This is a genomic window from Anoxybacillus kestanbolensis, from assembly GCF_001996285.1.
Taxonomy (GTDB): domain Bacteria; phylum Bacillota; class Bacilli; order Bacillales; family Anoxybacillaceae; genus Anoxybacillus; species Anoxybacillus kestanbolensis_A.
Genome location: NZ_MQAD01000005.1, coordinates 683,311 through 701,646 on the forward strand (window position 1 = coordinate 683,311; position 18,336 = coordinate 701,646).

Consider the following 18,336-nt stretch of genomic DNA (forward strand, 5'->3'; position numbering starts at 1 on the left):
TTACGTGCGAGCAAGGGCGGTCATAAAAATACCGATGCTTTCATTGTAAATAGAATGAAACTGGGAAAACGGGAGCGGATTTACCCCTTCACCAAGTTCAATCGTATACCCACATCGCTTCCAATTGAAAATAAACCAATCGCGATATCCAGCATGGCTATCAATATACCGAACAGGTACATAACCGCTCCATTTCGCAAATTCATTCACTTCTTCTTCTGCTTCGGGTGGCTCACATCGTTCATATCCCCAATAAATTTCTTTTCCTTGTGTATGAAATGCGAGCACCTTAAAAAAATCACGTTCTTTTGTCAACGTTGCTATCGCTTGTGCTTCTGGTTCGGTTAACGGAGAAAATCCAGGAAAATCACGCGGTGCAGGTGCTTTTGGAATTTTTCTTTCTTTCTCTACTTCCCATTTCGCAGGAAATTGATTGTTTAAATCAACCCCACGAATATTTGCTTTCCATTGTGAGAAATCTTCACTTCCCCCATTTATGCGTACTACTTCATCTTCATAATGTTGTGCCGCTTTTTTTCCGTGTAATACAAGATCCACTCCATCGGGATTTACCATCGGAACAACGGATAAAGTCGTTCTTTTATACAATTGTTGTACATCATAGCCACAAAGATGCTGTTTGTTCTGTAGCGCTTCCACATATTCACGAACAAACGCCATCACAACTGCTGAAGTAATCCACTCGTTCGCATGAAACGAGGCATTCATATGCACATATGTTTCACCTTCTCCAATTTGTAACTCAACAATCGGTTTTTTTAACACACTTTGCCCAATTTCTTGCGTGCGGACGAACGAATGACACCGCAATTGATCGAGATCATGCATTAAAGTTGAAAAATCGTACATCGCTCTCCCCCCTTGTTTCATCGTATGAACAGTACATTTGTACATATGTATGTAAAAAAGCTAGCTCTGTCACAAGAGCTAGCTTATCGTTTGTTTTCTTGTTGTTTATTGTAGAAACGCAATAAGTCACCATATACAATTTTGTCGGAGTAATCAAGCTCCTGACGTGCTTTTTCCATATACGGTTCGCAATGAGACGCGTCGACTTCTATCCCTGTTTTCTTATCGTAGCATGCGTTTTTCGTATATACATAATCTTTTGTCACGAAGCTACCATCACGAAGAACGACGAAGTCCAGCTTATCTTTTGAGAATAAATCTTCACCAAAATGAATTTGGTTGCGTGTATCAATTCCGAGCAAATGAAGCAATGTCGGTTTCACATCAATTTGCCCTGATACTTTTGAAATGACTTTTGGATGCTTATCTGTTACGCCTGGAATATGGATGATCAACGGAACGCGTTGCAATTGAACGTGATCAAATGGCGTAATTTCATCCTTACCTAAATATTGAGCCATCGCTTTGTTATGATTTTCAGAAATACCGTAATGGTCTCCGTAAAGGATGATAATAGAATTTTCATACAATCCTTCTTTTTTCAGCTGCTCAATAAACACTTTCAGCGCTTCATCCATATATCGAACCGTCGGGAAATAACGGTTTAACGTCCGGCTATTTGATGTGTACTCTGGAACCATTTTATCCTCTTCCCCTAATTCAAACGGGAAGTGGTTCGTTAATGTAATAAACTTTGTATAAAATGGCTGCGGCAACGTTTTTAAATGTTGCACAGATTGCTCAAAAAACGGAATGTCTTTTAAACCCCAACCAACTGAATTTTCCTCCGTAATGTTATAGTCCGTCATCGAGAAGAAACGATCGTACTTCATCGATTGGTACATCACATCACGGTTCCAGAAACTTTTATTATTTGCATGGAATACAGCTGAATAGTAACCGTAGTTTTTCAATATTTCTGGCGTTGCGTTATACTCGTTTGTCGCATGTGTGAAAAAGACCGCACCGCGTCCAAGAGGATATAACGAGTTTTCAATAATAAACTCCGCATCTGATGTTTTTCCTTGCCCTGTTTGATGGTAAAAGTTATCAAAGTAATAACTTTGTTTAATAAAGTCATTCAAAAACGGCGTAATTTCTTGTCCGTTCACCGTATTGTTAATAACGAAGCTTTGTAATGACTCCATCGAAACAATGATCACATTACGGCCTTTGGCAATACCAAATAACTCTTTATTCGGCGCTTTTTCATTTGCATTAACGTAGTTTTGAATATCCGCCAATTCGCTGCTATCCGCTAATGCACGTTGCGCTTTTGAGCGCGACTGTAAAATAATATCATATACATGGTAGTTGTATATACCTAAGTTTTTAATTAACATTTCGCGGTCAAACGTGCGCGTTAACAGCTCTGGACGTTCCGTCTCCGCTAATCCTAAGTTAAATAAAGCAATGGCTACTGTTGCAAGGAAATAAGTGCAGCGAAAGCGTTTTGTCGCTGGTACGTATTGCGCAATAGACACTTTTTTATACGCCATCCAAGCCAGCAATGCGACATCAAGGAAAAAGAAAATATCCGAAACGTTCATCAATTCAAACACACTATTTCCTAAATCACCCATGTTATTCGTTTGGAACAGCACAGGAATCGTAATGAAATCGCTAAAAAAGCGATAAAACATGACGTTCGCATACAAAACAAATGAAATAATGAAGCTTGTAATGACAACATAGCGATTGCGTCGCTTCTCACTCATAAATAAAGCAAGCCCAAAAATAAATAACAGGAAGCTTAACGGGCTAATAAACAAAATAAACTCCTGCTTCCATGACTCAATTTTTATATCAAAACTATTTTTATAGACTAAATACGTCTTCAACCATAAAAGCAATACCGTTAACAAAACGAAACGGTAATTTTTCATATGCTTTCCCTCCTTTAACCCATCCACATCTGTCTATATCTATGTTGTATGAGGAACATCCGTTTTTTTACATTTTTTTATCTTAACCAAAGACAATATTAATACTTTCTTAATAAAAAAGCAACTGTTATCTTAAACTACAAACGATATAATAGACAAGTCGCACGTCCACATATGACTGTTTTACACCTTTTCTTACAAAAATGCAAGACGTTTTTTACCGACAAATTTTCGACAAAAAAACAGACGAGTGTTTCGTCTGTTTTTTACATCATATTTGTTTTCACTAACCATGCTCCGCCGATCACGCCAGCATCATTTCCAAGGGTAGCGATAACAATGTCAGCAGCTTCAGCGACGCGCGGGAACGCAAAACGTTTAAAATGACGAGCAACCGCTTGCGCTAACATACTCCCTGCTTTCGATACACCGCCACCGATGACAATTTTCTCTGGATTTAAACCGTTGGCTAAATGAGCAAGCGCTAAACCAAGATGAAACGTCACTTCATCAACAATTTGTAGCGCTAACGTATCATTCTCTTTCGCGGCATCAAATACATCTTTCGCCGTAACAGCCCCTACTTGTTTCCATACGTCTCGCAAAGAGCTCGGTTCATCGGTTCGTTGCAAACGCTCTGTCGCGATACGTGCAATACCTGTCGCTGAAGCGATCGTCTCTAAACATCCTGTTTTACCGCAATTACAAGATGCCCCTCCTTCTGGAATGGACGTGATATGGCCAATTTCCCCACCAGCACCGTTTGTCCCATGCACGATTTGACCGTTTACGATCACACCGCCACCAACACCTGTGCCAAGCGTGACGAGAATTAAATTTTTCGCGCCATCGCCCGCCCCTTTCCACATTTCTCCGATGGCGGCAATGTTCGCATCGTTATCAACAACGACAGGAAGACCTGTTTCCATTTCCAACCGATCTTTCAAAGGGAAGTTTTTCCATCCTAAATTTACTGCTTCATAAATATCTCCTGTCGCCATATTAACAGGTCCTGGTGCACCGATGCCAATGCCGATCAACCGTTCTTTTGATTCATCTAATTCACGTAACTTTTCATCAATCGCTTTTGCAATGTGTGTTGTAATATGTTTCCCTTGTTCGGATTTATCCGTTGGAATCTCCCATTTACAAATGATTTCCCCATACATGTTCACAAATGCTAATTTGACTGTCGTTCCGCCTAAATCTACGCCAACTAACCATTGTTCCATTGTTCTTTCATCCCTTTTTCTCTTTTTTCTCGTTCGATTTGTGCTTCATGACGCAAAATAAGAAGCGCCATTTGATAATCTTTTACGTCAATGAGCTGCGCTTGAAATAATTCTTTCAGTTCGTCTTCCATCAATTCCAAATCAGCGAGACGGTCACCGACGTAAATAATCGTTCCATACTTTTTTAGCAATTGTTGTACATCATATACAGATTTCATTTTCTTCACCTATCGTGTATAAGCGTTTTCAATCTTCATATTCTAAATGTATAAAGAAAACAAAAGGGCGTCAAGAACTGAACAATGACTTTGCGACATTTTTCACATTTTATCGATCCGGATCTTTCGGATGCAAGACAGTCGGTCGTCGATTTTTTAACGGAATTGGGGAACGGATGAGCACATCGCGCATCCCGCGATATGAAAACGGAATAAACGGCCATAAATATGGGACGCCAAACGATTGCATGCGAGCAAGCATAACTAACCATGCAGTAATACCAACAACGTAGCCCATAACACCAAACAACGCTGTAACGATCAGCAAAACAAGGCGAACGAGCCGATTGGCTAGTCCTAGCTCATAACTCGGTGTCGCAAACGTCCCGATCGTCGCCATCGCAAAATATAAAATGACTTCGTTAGAAAATAAGCCAACCTCAACCGCAATTCCACCAATCATCAATGCTGCAACAAGTCCAAGCGCTGTCGCTAAGGCAGATGGGGTGTGAATAGCTGCCATCCGCAACATATCTAATCCAAATTCGATCAGTAAAATTTGTCCAAACAACGGAATATTCCCTTCCGTTGATTTTGCGACAAACGATAATGCATGTGGCACGAGCTCTGGTGTTTTCATCCACATATACCAAAGCGGTAATAAAAAAATCGATAGCCATACCGCAAGAAACCGAACAAAGCGCAAATATGCACCAACAATTGGTTTATTTCTATATTCTTCTGCATGCTGCAGATGATGCCAAAATGTTGCAGGTGTAATTAACACGCTCGGAGACCCATCGACAAAAATGAGAACATGTCCTTCATATAAATGAGCTGCAGCCGTATCTGGCCTTTCTGTATAACGAACGACAGGATATGGGTTGAAGTGCCTGCCTGAAATAAATTCTTCTACCGTTTTTTCCCCCATTGGCAAGCCGTCTGTATCAATTTTGGCTAATGACTGTTTCACTTCTTCCACAATGTGTGAATTCGCAATATCTTCAATATAACAAACACAGACATCCGTTTTTGAACGGCGACCAATTTGCATATATTCCATTCGTAATGAACGATCTCGCACGCGCCGTCTTGTGAGCGCTGTGTTAAATACAATCGTTTCCACATATCCATCGCGTGCACCTCGAACAACACGCTCCATATCTGGCTCTTGAGGTCCGCGCACAGGATATGTGCGTGCATCAATTAAAATCGCTTTTGCCATTCCATCAACGAACAAAGCGGTCGGCCCTGCCAACACACCATCAATTACCCGTTCGAAATCATCTGTTTGATCCAACTCTACATACGGAAGATGCGTTTTTAATAATTTATCTAACGGTTGTTCATCTAATGTGCCATTTGGTAGCTCAGATAATAATTTCATTAAATAATGAAGAATGTCATCTTTCACAAATCCGTCAATCATAAATAACGCCATGTCTTTTCCAGCATAATGCACGTCTAAGTAAATGACGTCAAAACTTTTCCCTACTCCAAGCTTTTCCTTCATATATGAAACGTTTTCTGAAAGACGTGAAGATACTCGTTCCACTCCAATCACCTACCTTACATTCATTACCATTCATCTTTGACACATGTAAATGTATTCATACATATTTCCTGTCATATGCACATACATTTTTTATAAATGTAAGCTTGACCGGAGGAATAAGATGAAACGTTTATTATCGATATGCATATTTCTTTTGTCATTTGTCATCATCATACAAGCGTTTGAACGGCCAGCGCATGAAGCGATTATGTTTTTCCCGATCGATCCGACCGTTCACTTTACAACTGCCGAAACAAAATTATCACTACAGCCCAAAAAGAAGGAGACACGCTATGTCGTCGATTGGATCGTCACTTCATCGCTTGATCGAACTGCTTATCTTCGGCAAGATGTTTCGTTGTTATTTGCTAACGGAAGGCTTGTTGCTACACAAACAAAATGGAAGGAAAATGGAAAAAGTCTCATTCAGCAAAAACAGATCGAACAAAAAGGAAGTCGATTGTTTCAAGCCATTTCGTATCACCAAGGAGAATTGCATAGCGACAATGATATTCGGAGCAGTCAAAAAATGAGTGGGGATGTATTATACGTCGTCGACTCATCCTTCGCACCACTTCAATCGTTTCGTAAACCAACGACAGCCGAACAAAAAACATGGGCAAACACATTAAATAAACAAACGCAAACGATCGTAAATAAAACCGCTAATCAAATGGGGAATATATTGCCAGCAGACGATTATTACCATTTGTATTTACCGGAGCTCGTTCAATATAATGAGCAACCATTTATGGACTTAACAACAAATGAAACGGAAACGATGATCGGAAACTTATGGGAAGGGTTGTACAAAAATTATTTTTTAGGCATAAAAAAACAGAACGGTTCGATTGAATCTCCAATCGGTAGCACCGTTCCGCTTATTTTAATCAAAAAGGATTACAGTAAACTGTTTGTCGTAACAGAAACAGCAGACGGAGAACTCGTCATATTAAAGCAACTGCTCGAGTTCAAGCAATAATCGTTGATATTGCTCATTATTTGGTTCAAGCTGCAACGCACGCTCTGCAGCTTGTTTTGCTTTTTCATAGTTTTTTTCTTCCGCATATAATAACGCTAAATAATAATACGCTTCATGAAAACGGTTGTTTTTTTCGATGGCATCATATAAATATTGTTTTGCATCATCGTAATCTTTTTGTTGTATGTGAATATAGGCACGCAAAAAATCTGCCTTATATGCTTCAGCATCTTGTTCATGAATGAGTGTTAACATTTGCTCTGCTTGGCCGTATTCTCGTTCATCAATATATTGCTTGGACAACGCAAGAATAAGTTGTGCTTGATCTGCTGGCGGTCGTTGAAAACCAATATATAAGCAAATGAGCGTAACGACCGCTGTGAACAAAGCAGCAAACCATTGTCCAAAGCGAACACGTTCCTTTGGGAAATGAACGATATTTGCCGCTAAAAACCCACCAATTAAACCGCCAATATGACCTGCATTATCAATATTAGGAACGACGAGACCGAACGCTAAATTGATGCCGATGACAGTGATGACGTTCATTCCAATTGTTCGAAAAAATATGTGCGGTTTTGCTTTTCCGAAGTATAACAAAGCCCCAAAACATCCGAAAATGGCACCAGACGCCCCGGCAGATACGGATGATGAAAATAAAAAACTAGCAAGCGAACCTGCAAAACCAGCGAAAAGATAAATAAATAAAAAACGAAACGAGCCGTACAATTTTTCAACAAGTGGGCCTAAATAATATAGCGCAAACGTATTCATGAACAAGTGTAAAAAGCCGATATGCAAAACAATAGGGGTGAAAAAGCGCCACCATTCTCCTTGCAAAATAAGCGGATTAAACTTTGCGCCGTATTGAATGAGCGTCAACGTATTTGTACTTCCACCGTTCCATTCTAAAATAAAAAACATCACTATTTGTAAAGCAATAAACACATATGTAAATCTCGCTTTTCCACGTTCAAATATGCGCCGTTCATTTTCATACATGCGCTCTGCAAATGATAACACGTGTTGTTTAAACGTTTGTAATTCTTGTTGCAACATTGGAGAATCATCAGGTACGTACACTTTTAATGATTGATGGAACTGCGTGCTTAGCTTATGCAAGACGTCATACATATTGTAAAGATGCATCACATATGTTTGCATATGCACTCGCTCAGTCGTGAATGGTCGCTCAACATACAGTTCCCAATCGTCAACAGGGGGATACATCATGACATAAACGTTGATGACTTGCAGTTGGCGGCGAAATTGTCGCTTGCGCCATTCATCAACAGCGACTAGCGCGCGATTCATATCATTTTTTAATGACACACCCCAATCCATATCAGTGCGAACAAGGCGTACAAGCGGCGCTTTTCGTTCCCTCGTAGATTGCAACCAAACCTCCCGCTCATCAGGTGACAAATAAACGATTTCATAGTTCATCTGTAACAATTGAAACATCATTTGCCAATATACAAAATCAAAGCGAATGCCCAACCTTCCCTCTCCCTTCGCTATCATACCCTTCTTTTATCACACTCTCTTACAAAGCGCAACTATTTGTACTTTTGTAAAAATAATGTAGGAACAATGCGCTGGCGAATAAACGGAACGGACATTCCCCATTGTACCACTCGTTTTTGAACCGCTTCTCGTTTCAATATTTCGTTCAATAACCGATAACGAAACTGATAAAGAACGAGCCCTGCCATAACGGCAACGATCAACGTTTTTCCATTCAATATCATCACCCTCCCTCATATTTACCGTTCCCTTTTCGTGTTGAAATTATAAAAAGGTTGCCTCATCATGAGACAACCTATTGCAATCCAACGCGCTTCATCACATCTTTTAATACAGTTGCAGAATGAGTAAATTTTTCTTTTTCCTCTTCGTTCAATTGCAGTTCAACAACTTCACGAATACCGTTGCGATTTACGATCGCTGGTACGCCAATGTACATATCATTTTGGCCATATTGGCCTTCTAAGTAAGCTGAAACAGTAAGAACGCTGTTTTCATTTTGTAAAATCGCTTTTGTTAAACGAACAAGTCCCATGGCAATGCCGTAATATGTTGCACCTTTTCGCTCAATAATTTGATACGCTGCATCGCGTACATTCACAAAAATGTTATCTAAATCTTCTTGTTTATATTGTGGCTTTTCTTTCATTATATCGGCAATTGGACGGCAACCGATGAATGCATGGCTCCAAACAGGCAACTCCGTATCACCATGTTCCCCAATAATATAAGCATGTACGTTGCGCGTATCCACATCGAAATATTCACCTAACAAATAGCGGAAGCGAGCTGTGTCTAAAATCGTTCCTGAACCGATCACGCGCTCTTTTGGCAATCCTGAAAACTTCCATGTAGCGTATGTTAAAATGTCAACCGGATTTGTGGCGACGAGAAAAATACCGTTAAATCCGCTTGCCATCACTTGATCGATAATATTTTTGAAAATTTTCGTGTTTTTCTCAACCAAATCTAATCGTGTTTCTCCTGGTTTTTGATTGGCTCCCGCAGTTAACACAACGAGATCAGCATCTTTGCAATCTTCGTAATTGCCAAACCAAATTTTCGTTGGGGATGGCGCAAACGGCATGCCGTGATTTAAGTCCATCGCATCCCCTTCCGATTTTTCTTTATTAATATCAATCAAAACGAGCTCTTCTGTCACTCCTTGGTTTAAAAGCGCAAACGCATAACTTGAACCGACAAAACCTGTTCCAACTAAAACAACACGATTCACTTTATTTGACATATTTCTTCCACCTTTCGTTTATATCATTTTACAATCTGTGCGTTGTTTATCTGTTTCACACTTACATTGTACACTGTTTCACAAAGTTTATAAGGCATGAATTATTAACATTTTGTTAATTTTTTCTCCTGTACAATATGAAAGCGCTTATGCTGTTTTATTATTCGTTTTCACAAACAACAATTCCTTCGTTTGTAATAATCATTTGGACAGGGATGTCATGCTGTTCAACCGGCAACGTAGAGACGATTTGACAATCATATGCAAGGGAAATTGTATCGTTTGGAAAATCAACTAAATATCGATCATAATATCCCCCACCATAGCCAAGGCGATATCCTTTACGAACAAAAGCAAGACCTGGAACAAATAGGAGCTCGATTTCATGTTTTTGCACTTCTCTCGTTTCTTCCACAATCGGTTCATATAAATCGAAAAAAGAGCGTTCCGTTTCTTGAAACGAACGAATTTCGCGAAACGTCATTTGTTTTGTTGTTACATCGCATTTTGGAATGGCAACTTTTTTCCCTTCTTGCCATGCTCGTTCAATGATACATTTTGTATCGATTTCGATTTGTTGTGAGATCGTAATACCGATCACTTGTGCCGTTTGCCAAAGATGTTGGTGAAATAATATATCGTGAATGATGTTCTCCTTTTTCTTGCGTTCTTCTTTTGTCATATGTAAGAGACGTTGTTTTATTTGTTGCCGCAATTGTTTCTTATTCATTAACCTTCCCCCTCTTTCATAAAAAAATAAGCAGCAGGAAAAAAATCCTACTGCTTACTTCGTTTCACGATGAACTGTTGCTTTTTTGTCTCGTGGGCAATATTTTTTCAATTCGAGGCGCTCTGGGTTATTGCGCTTATTTTTTGTTGAAATATAGTTGCGTTCGCCGCATTCTGTGCATGCTAACGTAATATTTACACGCATCGTTCTTTCCCTCCAAACAAAAGTATTATAATCACACCTTTCCATCATATCATTTTTCTTAAACAATTTCCATATGAATTTTATACGTTTTGATATTGCCGAATTTTCTTTATATAGTATTTCGTATATTCTTTTGCTTTTTGAGCATTTGCTGCTTGTGAATAAATCGTTAACGTTGGTTCATCTACTTTCGGTAAAATGAGTGTCCATGCTCCATCTTCATGATATACTTTCATGCCATCTGTAAAATCTACATGCTTGTCATACGATTCTTCTAACAATTTACGCATAACAGCCGCCCGTTCATCCCATGGGCAATGAACATCACGGCATGATAAATGAATAGTTGGAATAGACGACACAATGGTACGAAGCGAACAACGTTCAATCGCTAACAAGTGCAATAGTTGTACACATGCATACAATCCATCGAAATAAAAATGAAACGGCTCATGATGATGTGCAAGCAAAAAATCTCGTCTCGTATCTTTTACATAAACAATATCTCCATATAACCGTTCTGCTAATGTGTGTAACGCAGACGGTGCCCAAGCAGGAACGGCTACTTTTTTCGTTTCGCTAAATAAAAGAGATGTGAGCACATGCAACGAAATCATTTCTTCTTTCGTCAATGTGATTCCTTGCCCGTCAAACATTCGAAAACGTTCCCCTGAATAGTCAAACACGATAGCAAATTGGGCTTGTTCTTGCTCGATTAGTTTCCGAATGTGTTCATCATCACGCTCTTTTGTCCAAACAACTTCTATCGCGAACAACAGAAGTGTGCGTTCAATGGTATGCTTCAATAAAGGAGAACTAGCGACGACAACTTTCCATCGCTCCGATGAAGAAAAAGAAATCGCTTGACGCAATGCGCGAATATACATTTCATCGTTCTCTTTTTGTTTCATTGCTTCGCCAATTTGAGCCACTGACATGTGATGTTCATGTTTCATTCGTTGTTCAATCGCGCGTTCCATCGTGCAATCAATGGGAAATCCTTGTTCATCGTGTATGTCAATAACTACTTCATCATGTTCGTTCACCGTCACAAATACGCCACCACGATATTGTTTATGAGAAAGAATATAACGAAAAGCAGGCAAATATCCCCCCTCATATACATTTGTGTACATACCGTACATATGCAAACATTGAGCAAACAACGATCCGAGCGCCTGAGACAACGGGTGATTGTCATAGCCCATTAATATGTGACTTCCTTTTTCATGTAGACTGCTATATGCTGAAGCCAACTGTGTGATAAACATCGGATGAGCATCAACATGAGCGCGCATGCTGATCCCATTTTGGCGAAACAATACGTTTGGGCGTTGTTCACCCCATACAATTGAACCTTTCACTTTCGTTTTTTCTGCAATTGTTTTATTCGGCCAAATTTTAGCCGCATGTTGCACTTTCACTTTATTTTTTAATTTGCACTTTGCCCCAATGACCGCATAATCAAATATTTCATTTTTTTTACCGATATACACATCATTTGCTACAACTGCTCCCCGTAATTCACTATGTTCATCAATATAAACATTGGACCAAACAATCGAGCGCTTTAACGATGCGTATTTACTAATAACTGAACGTGAGCCAACCACCGTATATGGTCCGAGTGTTGCATAGGCATCAATGCGCACATCGTCCCCAATAAGAATCGGTCCTTCTAATTTTACCTCTTGTGCAATGTTCACTCGCTCACCGATCCATACATCAGGAGCTATTTCTTTGTAATGAGAAGAAACGAGACGTTGATTTAGTAAATCAACATGTGTTTGATGATATTGTTCGATGACACCAATATCAGACCAATATCCATCCGCCTCATATCCGTATATTGGGTACTCTTGTTGAATGAGATGTGGAAAAATATGTTGACTAAAATCGTAAGGTGGATGTTCAGGCATATAATTAAAAATCGCTGGATCGCAAATGTAAATGCCTGTATTGACTAAATCGCTGCACACTTCATTCCATTTTGGTTTTTCTACAAAATGAATCACTTTTCCGTTTCGATCTGTCACAATTCCACCGTATGAAAGAGGAGTCGCTTCGTGGTGCATAAGAACGGTAACTAATGCTTGTTTGGAAAAATGGAAATTGATTGCTTGCTGTAAATGAATTGTCGTCAACGTATCTGCACTAATAACAACAAACGTATCGTCTAAAAAAGACTGAGCATGTTTTACGCTCCCTGCCGTTCCAAGGGGCGTCGTCTCTTCAAAGTAATGAAGATGTACACCGAATCGACGTCCATCACCAAAATATTCAATAATTTCATCACTTAAATATTGAACGGTTACAGCAATATCCGTAATTCCGTGATGTTTTAACCATTCAATACTATACGCCATCACAGGTTTATTCATAATTGGTACGATCGGTTTCGGAACATGACAAGTTAACGGACGTAACCGTGTTCCTCTTCCCCCTGCCATAATGACCGCTTTCACAACATATCCCCCCCAAGTGAAAGCACACTTTTTTCCATCATATCATGACAATACTATGCGGACAATATACGAAAATTGTCGATTTTACATGAAAATGATGCATGATCGCTACATTCCTATGTATAATAAAGTGGGGTGACAAACATGATCGAATATACATTGATTGGACTCATTTCTTTTGCAATCATACTATTGCTTATTTCTTTCTTTCAAAAAGATCGTGTAAAAGAGGTAGAAGAACAAGTAGAGCAACTCACATTATCGACGATGCAACAATTGTACGAAATAAAAAAGCGAGTTAAAGCGCTTGAAGAAGAGCTGCTTGTCGGAATGGAGTTGTTTTCAACTGAAGAACAAATATGTCATCTACATAAGCAAGGTTGGACAAAAGAACAAATTGCCCGCAAACTCAACATGCCGATAGATGAAGTAAATATTATGATCGCGAGGAATGAACGATGAGAAAGACAACACGTGCATTTGCGGTTGGAATGTTGTTTGCCACAACGATACTTGCTATCGTTCATTACACGAATGACAAACAGTATACTATCATCAGCGAACAGCAGTATGAACAAATCGTTGCTGAACGAAATGAACTCGCTGAAAAACTCGAAAAACAAAAAAAAGAAACTGAAAAAACAACACCATCTCAAAAAGAAAAAGTGTACATTTATACGTTAACGATTGCCAAAGGAGAGGCAAGTCGCGACGTTGCTAACCGACTTGAACAAGCGCACATTATTGATGATGCTCAATCATTTTTAACATACCTCGATACCCACCAATTAACGCGTGCGCTACGCCCTGGAACGTATGTTGTTACAAGTGACATGTCATATGAACAAATCACCAAAAAAATCACAAAATAAGGATGTCCGCTGTTGGACATCCTTTTGCTTTAATCGTTTAAGTCGTAATGTCTTCCCTTGACTAAATAAAAGACATTTTCAGCGATGTTTGTCGCGTGATCTGCAATACGTTCAATGTAACGTGCAGTAAACGAAAGCTGAGTAATTTGCGACATCGCATCTGGATGTGCTTTTGTGCGCTCGAGCAATTCCCGAATCGTTTCGCCGTACAAACGATCAACTTCATCGTCCATGTCAGCCACTTTTTTCGCTGTAACGACATCTTCTTCGTAATACGCTTTTAACGTTAACGAAAGCATATTTACTGCGATTTCATGCATTTTTTCTAATTTATTTAATGAAATAACAAATGGCTGTTCACCGATTCGAATAGCCGATTTCGCAATGTTGACAGCAAAATCCGCCATTCTCTCAACGTCCGTTGCAATTTTAATCGCAACAATAATGCGGCGCAAATCGATTGCAACAGGTTGTTGTTTTGCAATTAGTAAAATCGCAAAATCGTTAATTTCCTCATCAAGTAGATCAATTTTTGTATCGTTCTCGAGCACTTGCAATGCTAAATCGCTATTTTTTGTTTTTAACGCTTCAAACGACTGCGTTAATGCGATTTCAGCGAGACTTCCGAGCTGTAGTAATTGATCGCGCAACGTTTGCAAATCGTAATCAAATTTCTCACGTACAGACATGCTTACTCCCCCTTTATTTTGAAAAAATCGTGCGAGCGTACCCGCACGATTTTTTATCCAAATCGACCTGTAATGTAATCTTCTGTTCGTTTATCGTCTGGATTCGAGAATAATTTATCTGTGTCGCTATATTCGATCACTTCACCGTTCAAGAAAAACGCCGTTTTATCAGAAATACGAGCCGCCTGTTGCATATTATGTGTAACGATAATAATGCTGTAGTTTTTCTTTAGCTCTTGCACAAGCTCTTCTACTTTCAATGTTGAAATTGGGTCAAGTGCAGATGTCGGTTCATCCATTAAAATAACATCTGGCTCAATCGCTAAACAGCGAGCAATACATAGACGTTGTTGTTGTCCACCAGACAGTCCATATGCATTCGTATGCAAACGGTCTTTTACCTCATCCCAAATCGCCGCACCGCGTAAACTTCTTTCAACGATCTCATCTAAAATTTTCTTGTCACGAATACCGTGAATACGCGGACCGTATGCCACGTTATCATAAATTGATTTCGGGAACGGGTTAGGCTTTTGGAATACCATGCCGACTTGCGTACGCAATTCTTCGACACGATACGATTTATCAAAAATGTTGCGCCCGCGATACGTAATTTCTCCGGATGTGCGAACGCTTGGCACAAGCTCAATCATTCGGTTTAACGTTTTAATGTATGTCGACTTTCCACATCCCGACGGACCGATAATCGCTGTGACTTCATTTTCGTAAATATCTAAGTCAATATTTTTTAACGCATGATGTTCTCCATACCATAAATTTAAGTTTTTCGTCCGATACACAACATTTTTTTCGCTTCGTTCTTCAGCTTGTTTATTACGTTCTTTCACAACTGTTAATTCCATTAATAAGTTCCCCTTTCAACGCACGATTAATAACGTTTTTGAAACTTGTTGCGAATAAAAATGGCAATTGAGTTCATCAAGATTAACACAACGAGCAAGACGACGATTCCCGCTGCCGCGACATGTTGGAAATCAGCTTGCGGACGTGACGTCCAGTTGTAAATTTGCATCGGCATAACCGTAAATGTATCCAAAATACCGTGTGGTAAATAGGCTAAAAACGTCGGAATTCCTAAAACGACAAGCGGTGCCGTTTCACCGATCGCACGTGATAAAGCTAGAATGCTACCTGTTAAAATACCGGGGATCGCTGCTGGAAGAACGATACGATAAATCGTTTGCCATTTCGTCGCTCCCATACCATATGATGCTTCGCGCAATTGATTCGGCACGGCACGAAGCGCCTCTTGTGCCGCAACGACGATGACAGGAAGCACAAGCAAACTCATCGTTAAACCAGCCGCTAGAATGCTACGACCTAAATTCAATTCACGAACGAAAAGCGTTAAACCGAGCAAACCGAATACGATCGACGGAACACCTGCTAAGTTGGAAATATTCGTTTGAATAAAATCTGTAAAACGATTTTTTTTCGCATATTCCTCTAAATAAATGGCAGTTCCTACGCCAAGAATAAGCGAAACAGGGGCAACGATGACCATTAACCATAATGAACCAACTAATCCCGCTTTAATTCCTGCTTTTTCCGGACGACGAGACGGGAAGTTATTTAAAAAGTCCATGTTTAGCCAGCCAAGTGCTTGAGTGAGTATCCGATATAGAAGGACGACGAGAACAATCAATCCGAATAATGTCGCCAAGAAAAACAAAAATTTTAACACATTATTGCGTAACAGACGACCGTTCATATGTTGAACGACACGTTGTTTATCAATTAACTTTTCCATGATTAATACTCCTCCCTAAAGCGACGAGAAATGTATTGCGCGAGTAAGTTCATGGCTAACGTAAATACAAACAGTGTCATACCGACCGCATAAATGCTGTAATAAACCGTTGTACCGTATCCGGCATCGCCTGTTGTTACTTGGACAATGTAGGCAGTTAGCGTCTGAATCGATTTCGTTACATCAAATGTGAAAACAGGAGATGAACCACCTGCTACAGCTACAATCATCGTCTCACCAACAGCACGAGAAATTGCAAGCATAAACGATGCCGCAATACCTGACGTCGCTGCAGGAAGGACGACTTTTAAAGCAACTTCTAACTTCGTTGAACCGAGGCCAAGCGCTCCTTCACGAATGGAGTTTGGCACAGAACTCATCGCATCTTCAGATAAGGAAGCAACCATCGGAATAATCATAATACCCATGACGATGCCCGGGCTTAACGCGTTAAAAATCCCTAAATCTGGGATGATTTTTTGCAAAAGAGGTGTTACAAATGTTAATGCGAAAAATCCGTATACAATTGTCGGAATTCCCGCCAACACTTCTAATATCGGTTTTAATACTTTTCGTGCCTTTTCAGACGCATACTCACTCAAGTAAATTGCTGAAGCTAAACCGATTGGGATGGCTACAACCATCGCAATCGCTGTCGTTAAAAGCGTTCCCGTTACAAGAGGAGCAATGCCGAACGAACCTGTTTTTTCATCCCATGGAAGCCATTCTTTACTCGTTAAAAATTCAACGATTGATACTCGTTCAAAGAAAATAAATGTTTCAAATAACAATGTAAATAAAATGCCGATTGTCGTTAAAACCGAAATGGTAGCTGTTAATAATAACAATTTTGGCATGAACCATTCCATAAACTGTTGTCCGCTTTGCTTTTTCTTATTTTCTTTAATCATCTCACGGACGGAATATGAACGATTCCCATCTGTCATCGCCATAATGTGAAAACCCCTTTCCAAATTCATGGCGAGATGAGAAGCGACTGTGGTGTCGCTTCTCATCTTCACGTTTCGTTATTTCAATCCTTCAAGCTTTTTCAATTGCTCATCACATTTTTCTTGTGGAAGCGCTACATATCCAACTTCTTCAGCAAACTCCGCACCGTTCTCTAATAAAAATTTCGCGAAATCATATACTTGTGGCTTTTCTTTTAACGCCTTTACGCTTACATACGTAAATAATGGGCGAGAAAGTGGTGCGTATTCACCGCTTTGGATCGTTTCATGCGTCGGTTCTACTGGACCGTTTCCATTATCGATTGGCACAGCTTTCAACTTATCTTTATTTTCAATGTAGTATGCGAACCCGAAATAGCCGAGCGCATTTTTATCGCCTGCAATTCCTTGAACAAGTACGTTATCATCTTCAGATAATTGCGCTGTTTTGTTTAACGGTTGTCCATCTAAAATGACTTCATCGAAGTAATCGAACGTACCAGAGTCGTGTCCTGGTGAGAACAATTTAATTTCTTCATTTGGCCATTCTGGACGAATGTCTGACCATTTCACTTTGTCATTACCGTTTACCGCACCGGATGTAAAAATTTTCTTTAGTTCATCAACTGTTAAATAATCAACCCAGTCGTTATCTTTATTTACTAAAACAGAAAGACCGTCGAATGCAACTTGGAGCTCTTCAAATTGAATGCCGTTTTGCTCAGCAGCTTTCTTTTCCTCTTCTTTAATTGGACGAGAAGCGTTTGAAAAGTCTGTTTCCCCTTTTGTAAACTTTTCAAATCCGCCACCTGTTCCGGACAAACCAACAGATACTTTGACATCTGGTTGTTCACCCGCATACGCTTCAGCGGCAGCTTCAACAATCGGATAAACAGTAGACGATCCATCTACAACAACGTTGCCGCTTAATTGCTCTCCGCCATTTTCGCCGCCTTGCTCAGCGCCGCCACCACATGCTGTTGTAAATGCTAATACAGCGCTTGTTACACTTGCGAGTGCAAACCATTTGTTTTTCTTCATCTTTTGATTTCCCCCTACTTTTTCATTAGTTTTTGTCC

At 39.8% G+C, this 18,336-nt stretch carries 19 protein-coding genes; 3 read left to right on the forward strand and 16 right to left on the reverse strand.

The annotated features are described in order from the left end of the window. From BO219_RS05910 to BO219_RS05930, 5 genes are all read right to left on the reverse strand, one after another. Window positions 1–870, reverse strand: a complete 870-nt coding sequence (locus tag BO219_RS05910; RefSeq protein WP_226373766.1) for a M14 family metallopeptidase — start codon at window positions 868–870, stop codon at window positions 1–3. An 83-nt stretch (window positions 871–953) separates the two neighbouring features. Next, a complete protein-coding gene (locus BO219_RS05915; RefSeq protein ID WP_077428763.1) occupies window positions 954–2,816 on the reverse strand; it encodes an LTA synthase family protein in 1,863 nt (620 codons plus the stop codon). A gap of 266 nt (window positions 2,817–3,082) precedes the next feature. Then, window positions 3,083–4,048 carry an ROK family glucokinase gene (locus BO219_RS05920; RefSeq protein WP_077428764.1) on the reverse strand — a complete coding sequence of 322 codons (966 nt, stop codon included), beginning with the start codon at window positions 4,046–4,048 and terminating at the stop codon, window positions 3,083–3,085. Then, a complete protein-coding gene (locus BO219_RS05925; protein ID WP_006317940.1) occupies window positions 4,033–4,266 on the reverse strand; it encodes a YqgQ family protein in 234 nt (77 codons plus the stop codon). Before BO219_RS05925 ends, BO219_RS05920 begins: the two co-directional genes overlap by 16 nt. Window positions 4,267–4,375: 109 nt before the next feature. Continuing rightward, entirely contained in the window at window positions 4,376–5,779 is a 1,404-nt protein-coding gene (locus BO219_RS05930; RefSeq protein WP_226373780.1) for a spore germination protein, read from the reverse strand. 163 nt (window positions 5,780–5,942) lie between these two features. On the opposite strand from BO219_RS05930, the gene BO219_RS05935 reads away from it, so the two are divergent. Continuing rightward, window positions 5,943–6,803, forward strand: coding sequence for a hypothetical protein (locus BO219_RS05935; protein ID WP_077428766.1), 861 nt, complete (start codon window positions 5,943–5,945; stop codon window positions 6,801–6,803). On the opposite strand, the gene BO219_RS05940 is transcribed toward BO219_RS05935, so the two are convergent. The 6 genes from BO219_RS05940 to BO219_RS05965 all read right to left on the reverse strand — a co-directional run bounded on the left by BO219_RS05940 (window position 6,774) and on the right by BO219_RS05965 (window position 12,975). Next, window positions 6,774–8,327, reverse strand: coding sequence for a rhomboid family intramembrane serine protease (locus BO219_RS05940; protein ID WP_077428767.1), 1,554 nt, complete (start codon window positions 8,325–8,327; stop codon window positions 6,774–6,776). The genes BO219_RS05935 and BO219_RS05940 overlap by 30 nt on opposite strands. Before the next feature lie 35 nt (window positions 8,328–8,362). Beyond that, window positions 8,363–8,554 carry a hypothetical protein gene (locus BO219_RS05945; RefSeq protein WP_171699728.1) on the reverse strand — a complete coding sequence of 64 codons (192 nt, stop codon included), beginning with the start codon at window positions 8,552–8,554 and terminating at the stop codon, window positions 8,363–8,365. Between the two features lie 71 nt (window positions 8,555–8,625). Continuing rightward, the gene (locus tag BO219_RS05950; protein ID WP_077428769.1) at window positions 8,626–9,576 is read right to left on the reverse strand and encodes an L-lactate dehydrogenase; all 951 of its coding nucleotides are present in this window, start codon (window positions 9,574–9,576) and stop codon (window positions 8,626–8,628) included. Window positions 9,577–9,736: 160 nt separating this feature from the next. Then, window positions 9,737–10,306, reverse strand: coding sequence for a 5-formyltetrahydrofolate cyclo-ligase (locus tag BO219_RS05955; protein WP_077428770.1), 570 nt, complete (start codon window positions 10,304–10,306; stop codon window positions 9,737–9,739). 54 nt (window positions 10,307–10,360) lie between these two features. Continuing rightward, a complete protein-coding gene (gene rpmG / locus BO219_RS05960; protein ID WP_004889517.1) occupies window positions 10,361–10,510 on the reverse strand; it encodes a 50S ribosomal protein L33 in 150 nt (49 codons plus the stop codon). A gap of 80 nt (window positions 10,511–10,590) precedes the next feature. Continuing rightward, entirely contained in the window at window positions 10,591–12,975 is a 2,385-nt protein-coding gene (locus tag BO219_RS05965) for a sugar phosphate nucleotidyltransferase (RefSeq protein ID WP_077428771.1), read from the reverse strand. 144 nt (window positions 12,976–13,119) lie between these two features. Between BO219_RS05965 and BO219_RS05970 the strand changes: the two genes are divergently transcribed. Further along, entirely contained in the window at window positions 13,120–13,437 is a 318-nt protein-coding gene (locus BO219_RS05970; protein WP_216366003.1) for a hypothetical protein, read from the forward strand. Next, a complete protein-coding gene (locus BO219_RS05975) occupies window positions 13,434–13,847 on the forward strand; it encodes an endolytic transglycosylase MltG (protein ID WP_077428773.1) in 414 nt (137 codons plus the stop codon). The genes BO219_RS05970 and BO219_RS05975 overlap by 4 nt, the downstream gene beginning before the upstream one ends. A 29-nt stretch (window positions 13,848–13,876) precedes the next feature. Here the strand turns inward: BO219_RS05975 and phoU are convergent, their stop codons facing one another. The 5 genes from phoU to BO219_RS06000 form a co-directional block, all read right to left on the reverse strand. Further along, a complete protein-coding gene (phoU, locus tag BO219_RS05980; RefSeq protein ID WP_006317904.1) occupies window positions 13,877–14,536 on the reverse strand; it encodes a phosphate signaling complex protein PhoU in 660 nt (219 codons plus the stop codon). 53 nt (window positions 14,537–14,589) lie between these two features. Further along, window positions 14,590–15,399 carry a phosphate ABC transporter ATP-binding protein PstB gene (pstB, locus tag BO219_RS05985; protein ID WP_077428774.1) on the reverse strand — a complete coding sequence of 270 codons (810 nt, stop codon included), beginning with the start codon at window positions 15,397–15,399 and terminating at the stop codon, window positions 14,590–14,592. Window positions 15,400–15,425: 26 nt separating this feature from the next. After that, on the reverse strand, window positions 15,426–16,307 hold the full coding sequence (gene pstA, locus BO219_RS05990) for a phosphate ABC transporter permease PstA (RefSeq protein WP_077428775.1): 882 nt from the start codon (window positions 16,305–16,307) through the stop codon (window positions 15,426–15,428). A gap of 2 nt (window positions 16,308–16,309) precedes the next feature. Then, on the reverse strand, window positions 16,310–17,260 hold the full coding sequence (gene pstC, locus BO219_RS05995; RefSeq protein WP_077428776.1) for a phosphate ABC transporter permease subunit PstC: 951 nt from the start codon (window positions 17,258–17,260) through the stop codon (window positions 16,310–16,312). Between the two features lie 75 nt (window positions 17,261–17,335). Further along, the gene (locus tag BO219_RS06000) at window positions 17,336–18,298 is read right to left on the reverse strand and encodes a PstS family phosphate ABC transporter substrate-binding protein (protein ID WP_077428777.1); all 963 of its coding nucleotides are present in this window, start codon (window positions 18,296–18,298) and stop codon (window positions 17,336–17,338) included. Window positions 18,299–18,336 lie beyond the last annotated feature (38 nt).

What these genes read in the sequence shown, in the direction of transcription:
- BO219_RS05910 (WP_226373766.1), bottom strand. Translation starts at nt 870, where the DNA reads ATGTACGATTTTTCAACTTTAATGCATGATCTCGATCAATTGCGGTGT.
- BO219_RS05915 (WP_077428763.1), bottom strand. Translation starts at nt 2,816, where the DNA reads ATGAAAAATTACCGTTTCGTTTTGTTAACGGTATTGCTTTTATGGTTG.
- BO219_RS05920 (WP_077428764.1), bottom strand. Translation starts at nt 4,048, where the DNA reads ATGGAACAATGGTTAGTTGGCGTAGATTTAGGCGGAACGACAGTCAAA.
- BO219_RS05925 (WP_006317940.1), bottom strand. Translation starts at nt 4,266, where the DNA reads ATGAAATCTGTATATGATGTACAACAATTGCTAAAAAAGTATGGAACG.
- BO219_RS05930 (WP_226373780.1), bottom strand. Translation starts at nt 5,779, where the DNA reads ATGAAGGAAAAGCTTGGAGTAGGGAAAAGTTTTGACGTCATTTACTTA.
- BO219_RS05935 (WP_077428766.1), top strand. Translation starts at nt 5,943, where the DNA reads ATGAAACGTTTATTATCGATATGCATATTTCTTTTGTCATTTGTCATC.
- BO219_RS05940 (WP_077428767.1), bottom strand. Translation starts at nt 8,327, where the DNA reads ATGATAGCGAAGGGAGAGGGAAGGTTGGGCATTCGCTTTGATTTTGTA.
- BO219_RS05945 (WP_171699728.1), bottom strand. Translation starts at nt 8,554, where the DNA reads ATGATATTGAATGGAAAAACGTTGATCGTTGCCGTTATGGCAGGGCTC.
- BO219_RS05950 (WP_077428769.1), bottom strand. Translation starts at nt 9,576, where the DNA reads ATGTCAAATAAAGTGAATCGTGTTGTTTTAGTTGGAACAGGTTTTGTC.
- BO219_RS05955 (WP_077428770.1), bottom strand. Translation starts at nt 10,306, where the DNA reads ATGAATAAGAAACAATTGCGGCAACAAATAAAACAACGTCTCTTACAT.
- rpmG (WP_004889517.1), bottom strand. Translation starts at nt 10,510, where the DNA reads ATGCGTGTAAATATTACGTTAGCATGCACAGAATGCGGCGAACGCAAC.
- BO219_RS05970 (WP_216366003.1), top strand. Translation starts at nt 13,120, where the DNA reads ATGATCGAATATACATTGATTGGACTCATTTCTTTTGCAATCATACTA.
- BO219_RS05975 (WP_077428773.1), top strand. Translation starts at nt 13,434, where the DNA reads ATGAGAAAGACAACACGTGCATTTGCGGTTGGAATGTTGTTTGCCACA.
- phoU (WP_006317904.1), bottom strand. Translation starts at nt 14,536, where the DNA reads ATGTCTGTACGTGAGAAATTTGATTACGATTTGCAAACGTTGCGCGAT.
- pstB (WP_077428774.1), bottom strand. Translation starts at nt 15,399, where the DNA reads ATGGAATTAACAGTTGTGAAAGAACGTAATAAACAAGCTGAAGAACGA.
- pstA (WP_077428775.1), bottom strand. Translation starts at nt 16,307, where the DNA reads ATGGAAAAGTTAATTGATAAACAACGTGTCGTTCAACATATGAACGGT.
- pstC (WP_077428776.1), bottom strand. Translation starts at nt 17,260, where the DNA reads ATGGCGATGACAGATGGGAATCGTTCATATTCCGTCCGTGAGATGATT.
- BO219_RS06000 (WP_077428777.1), bottom strand. Translation starts at nt 18,298, where the DNA reads ATGAAGAAAAACAAATGGTTTGCACTCGCAAGTGTAACAAGCGCTGTA.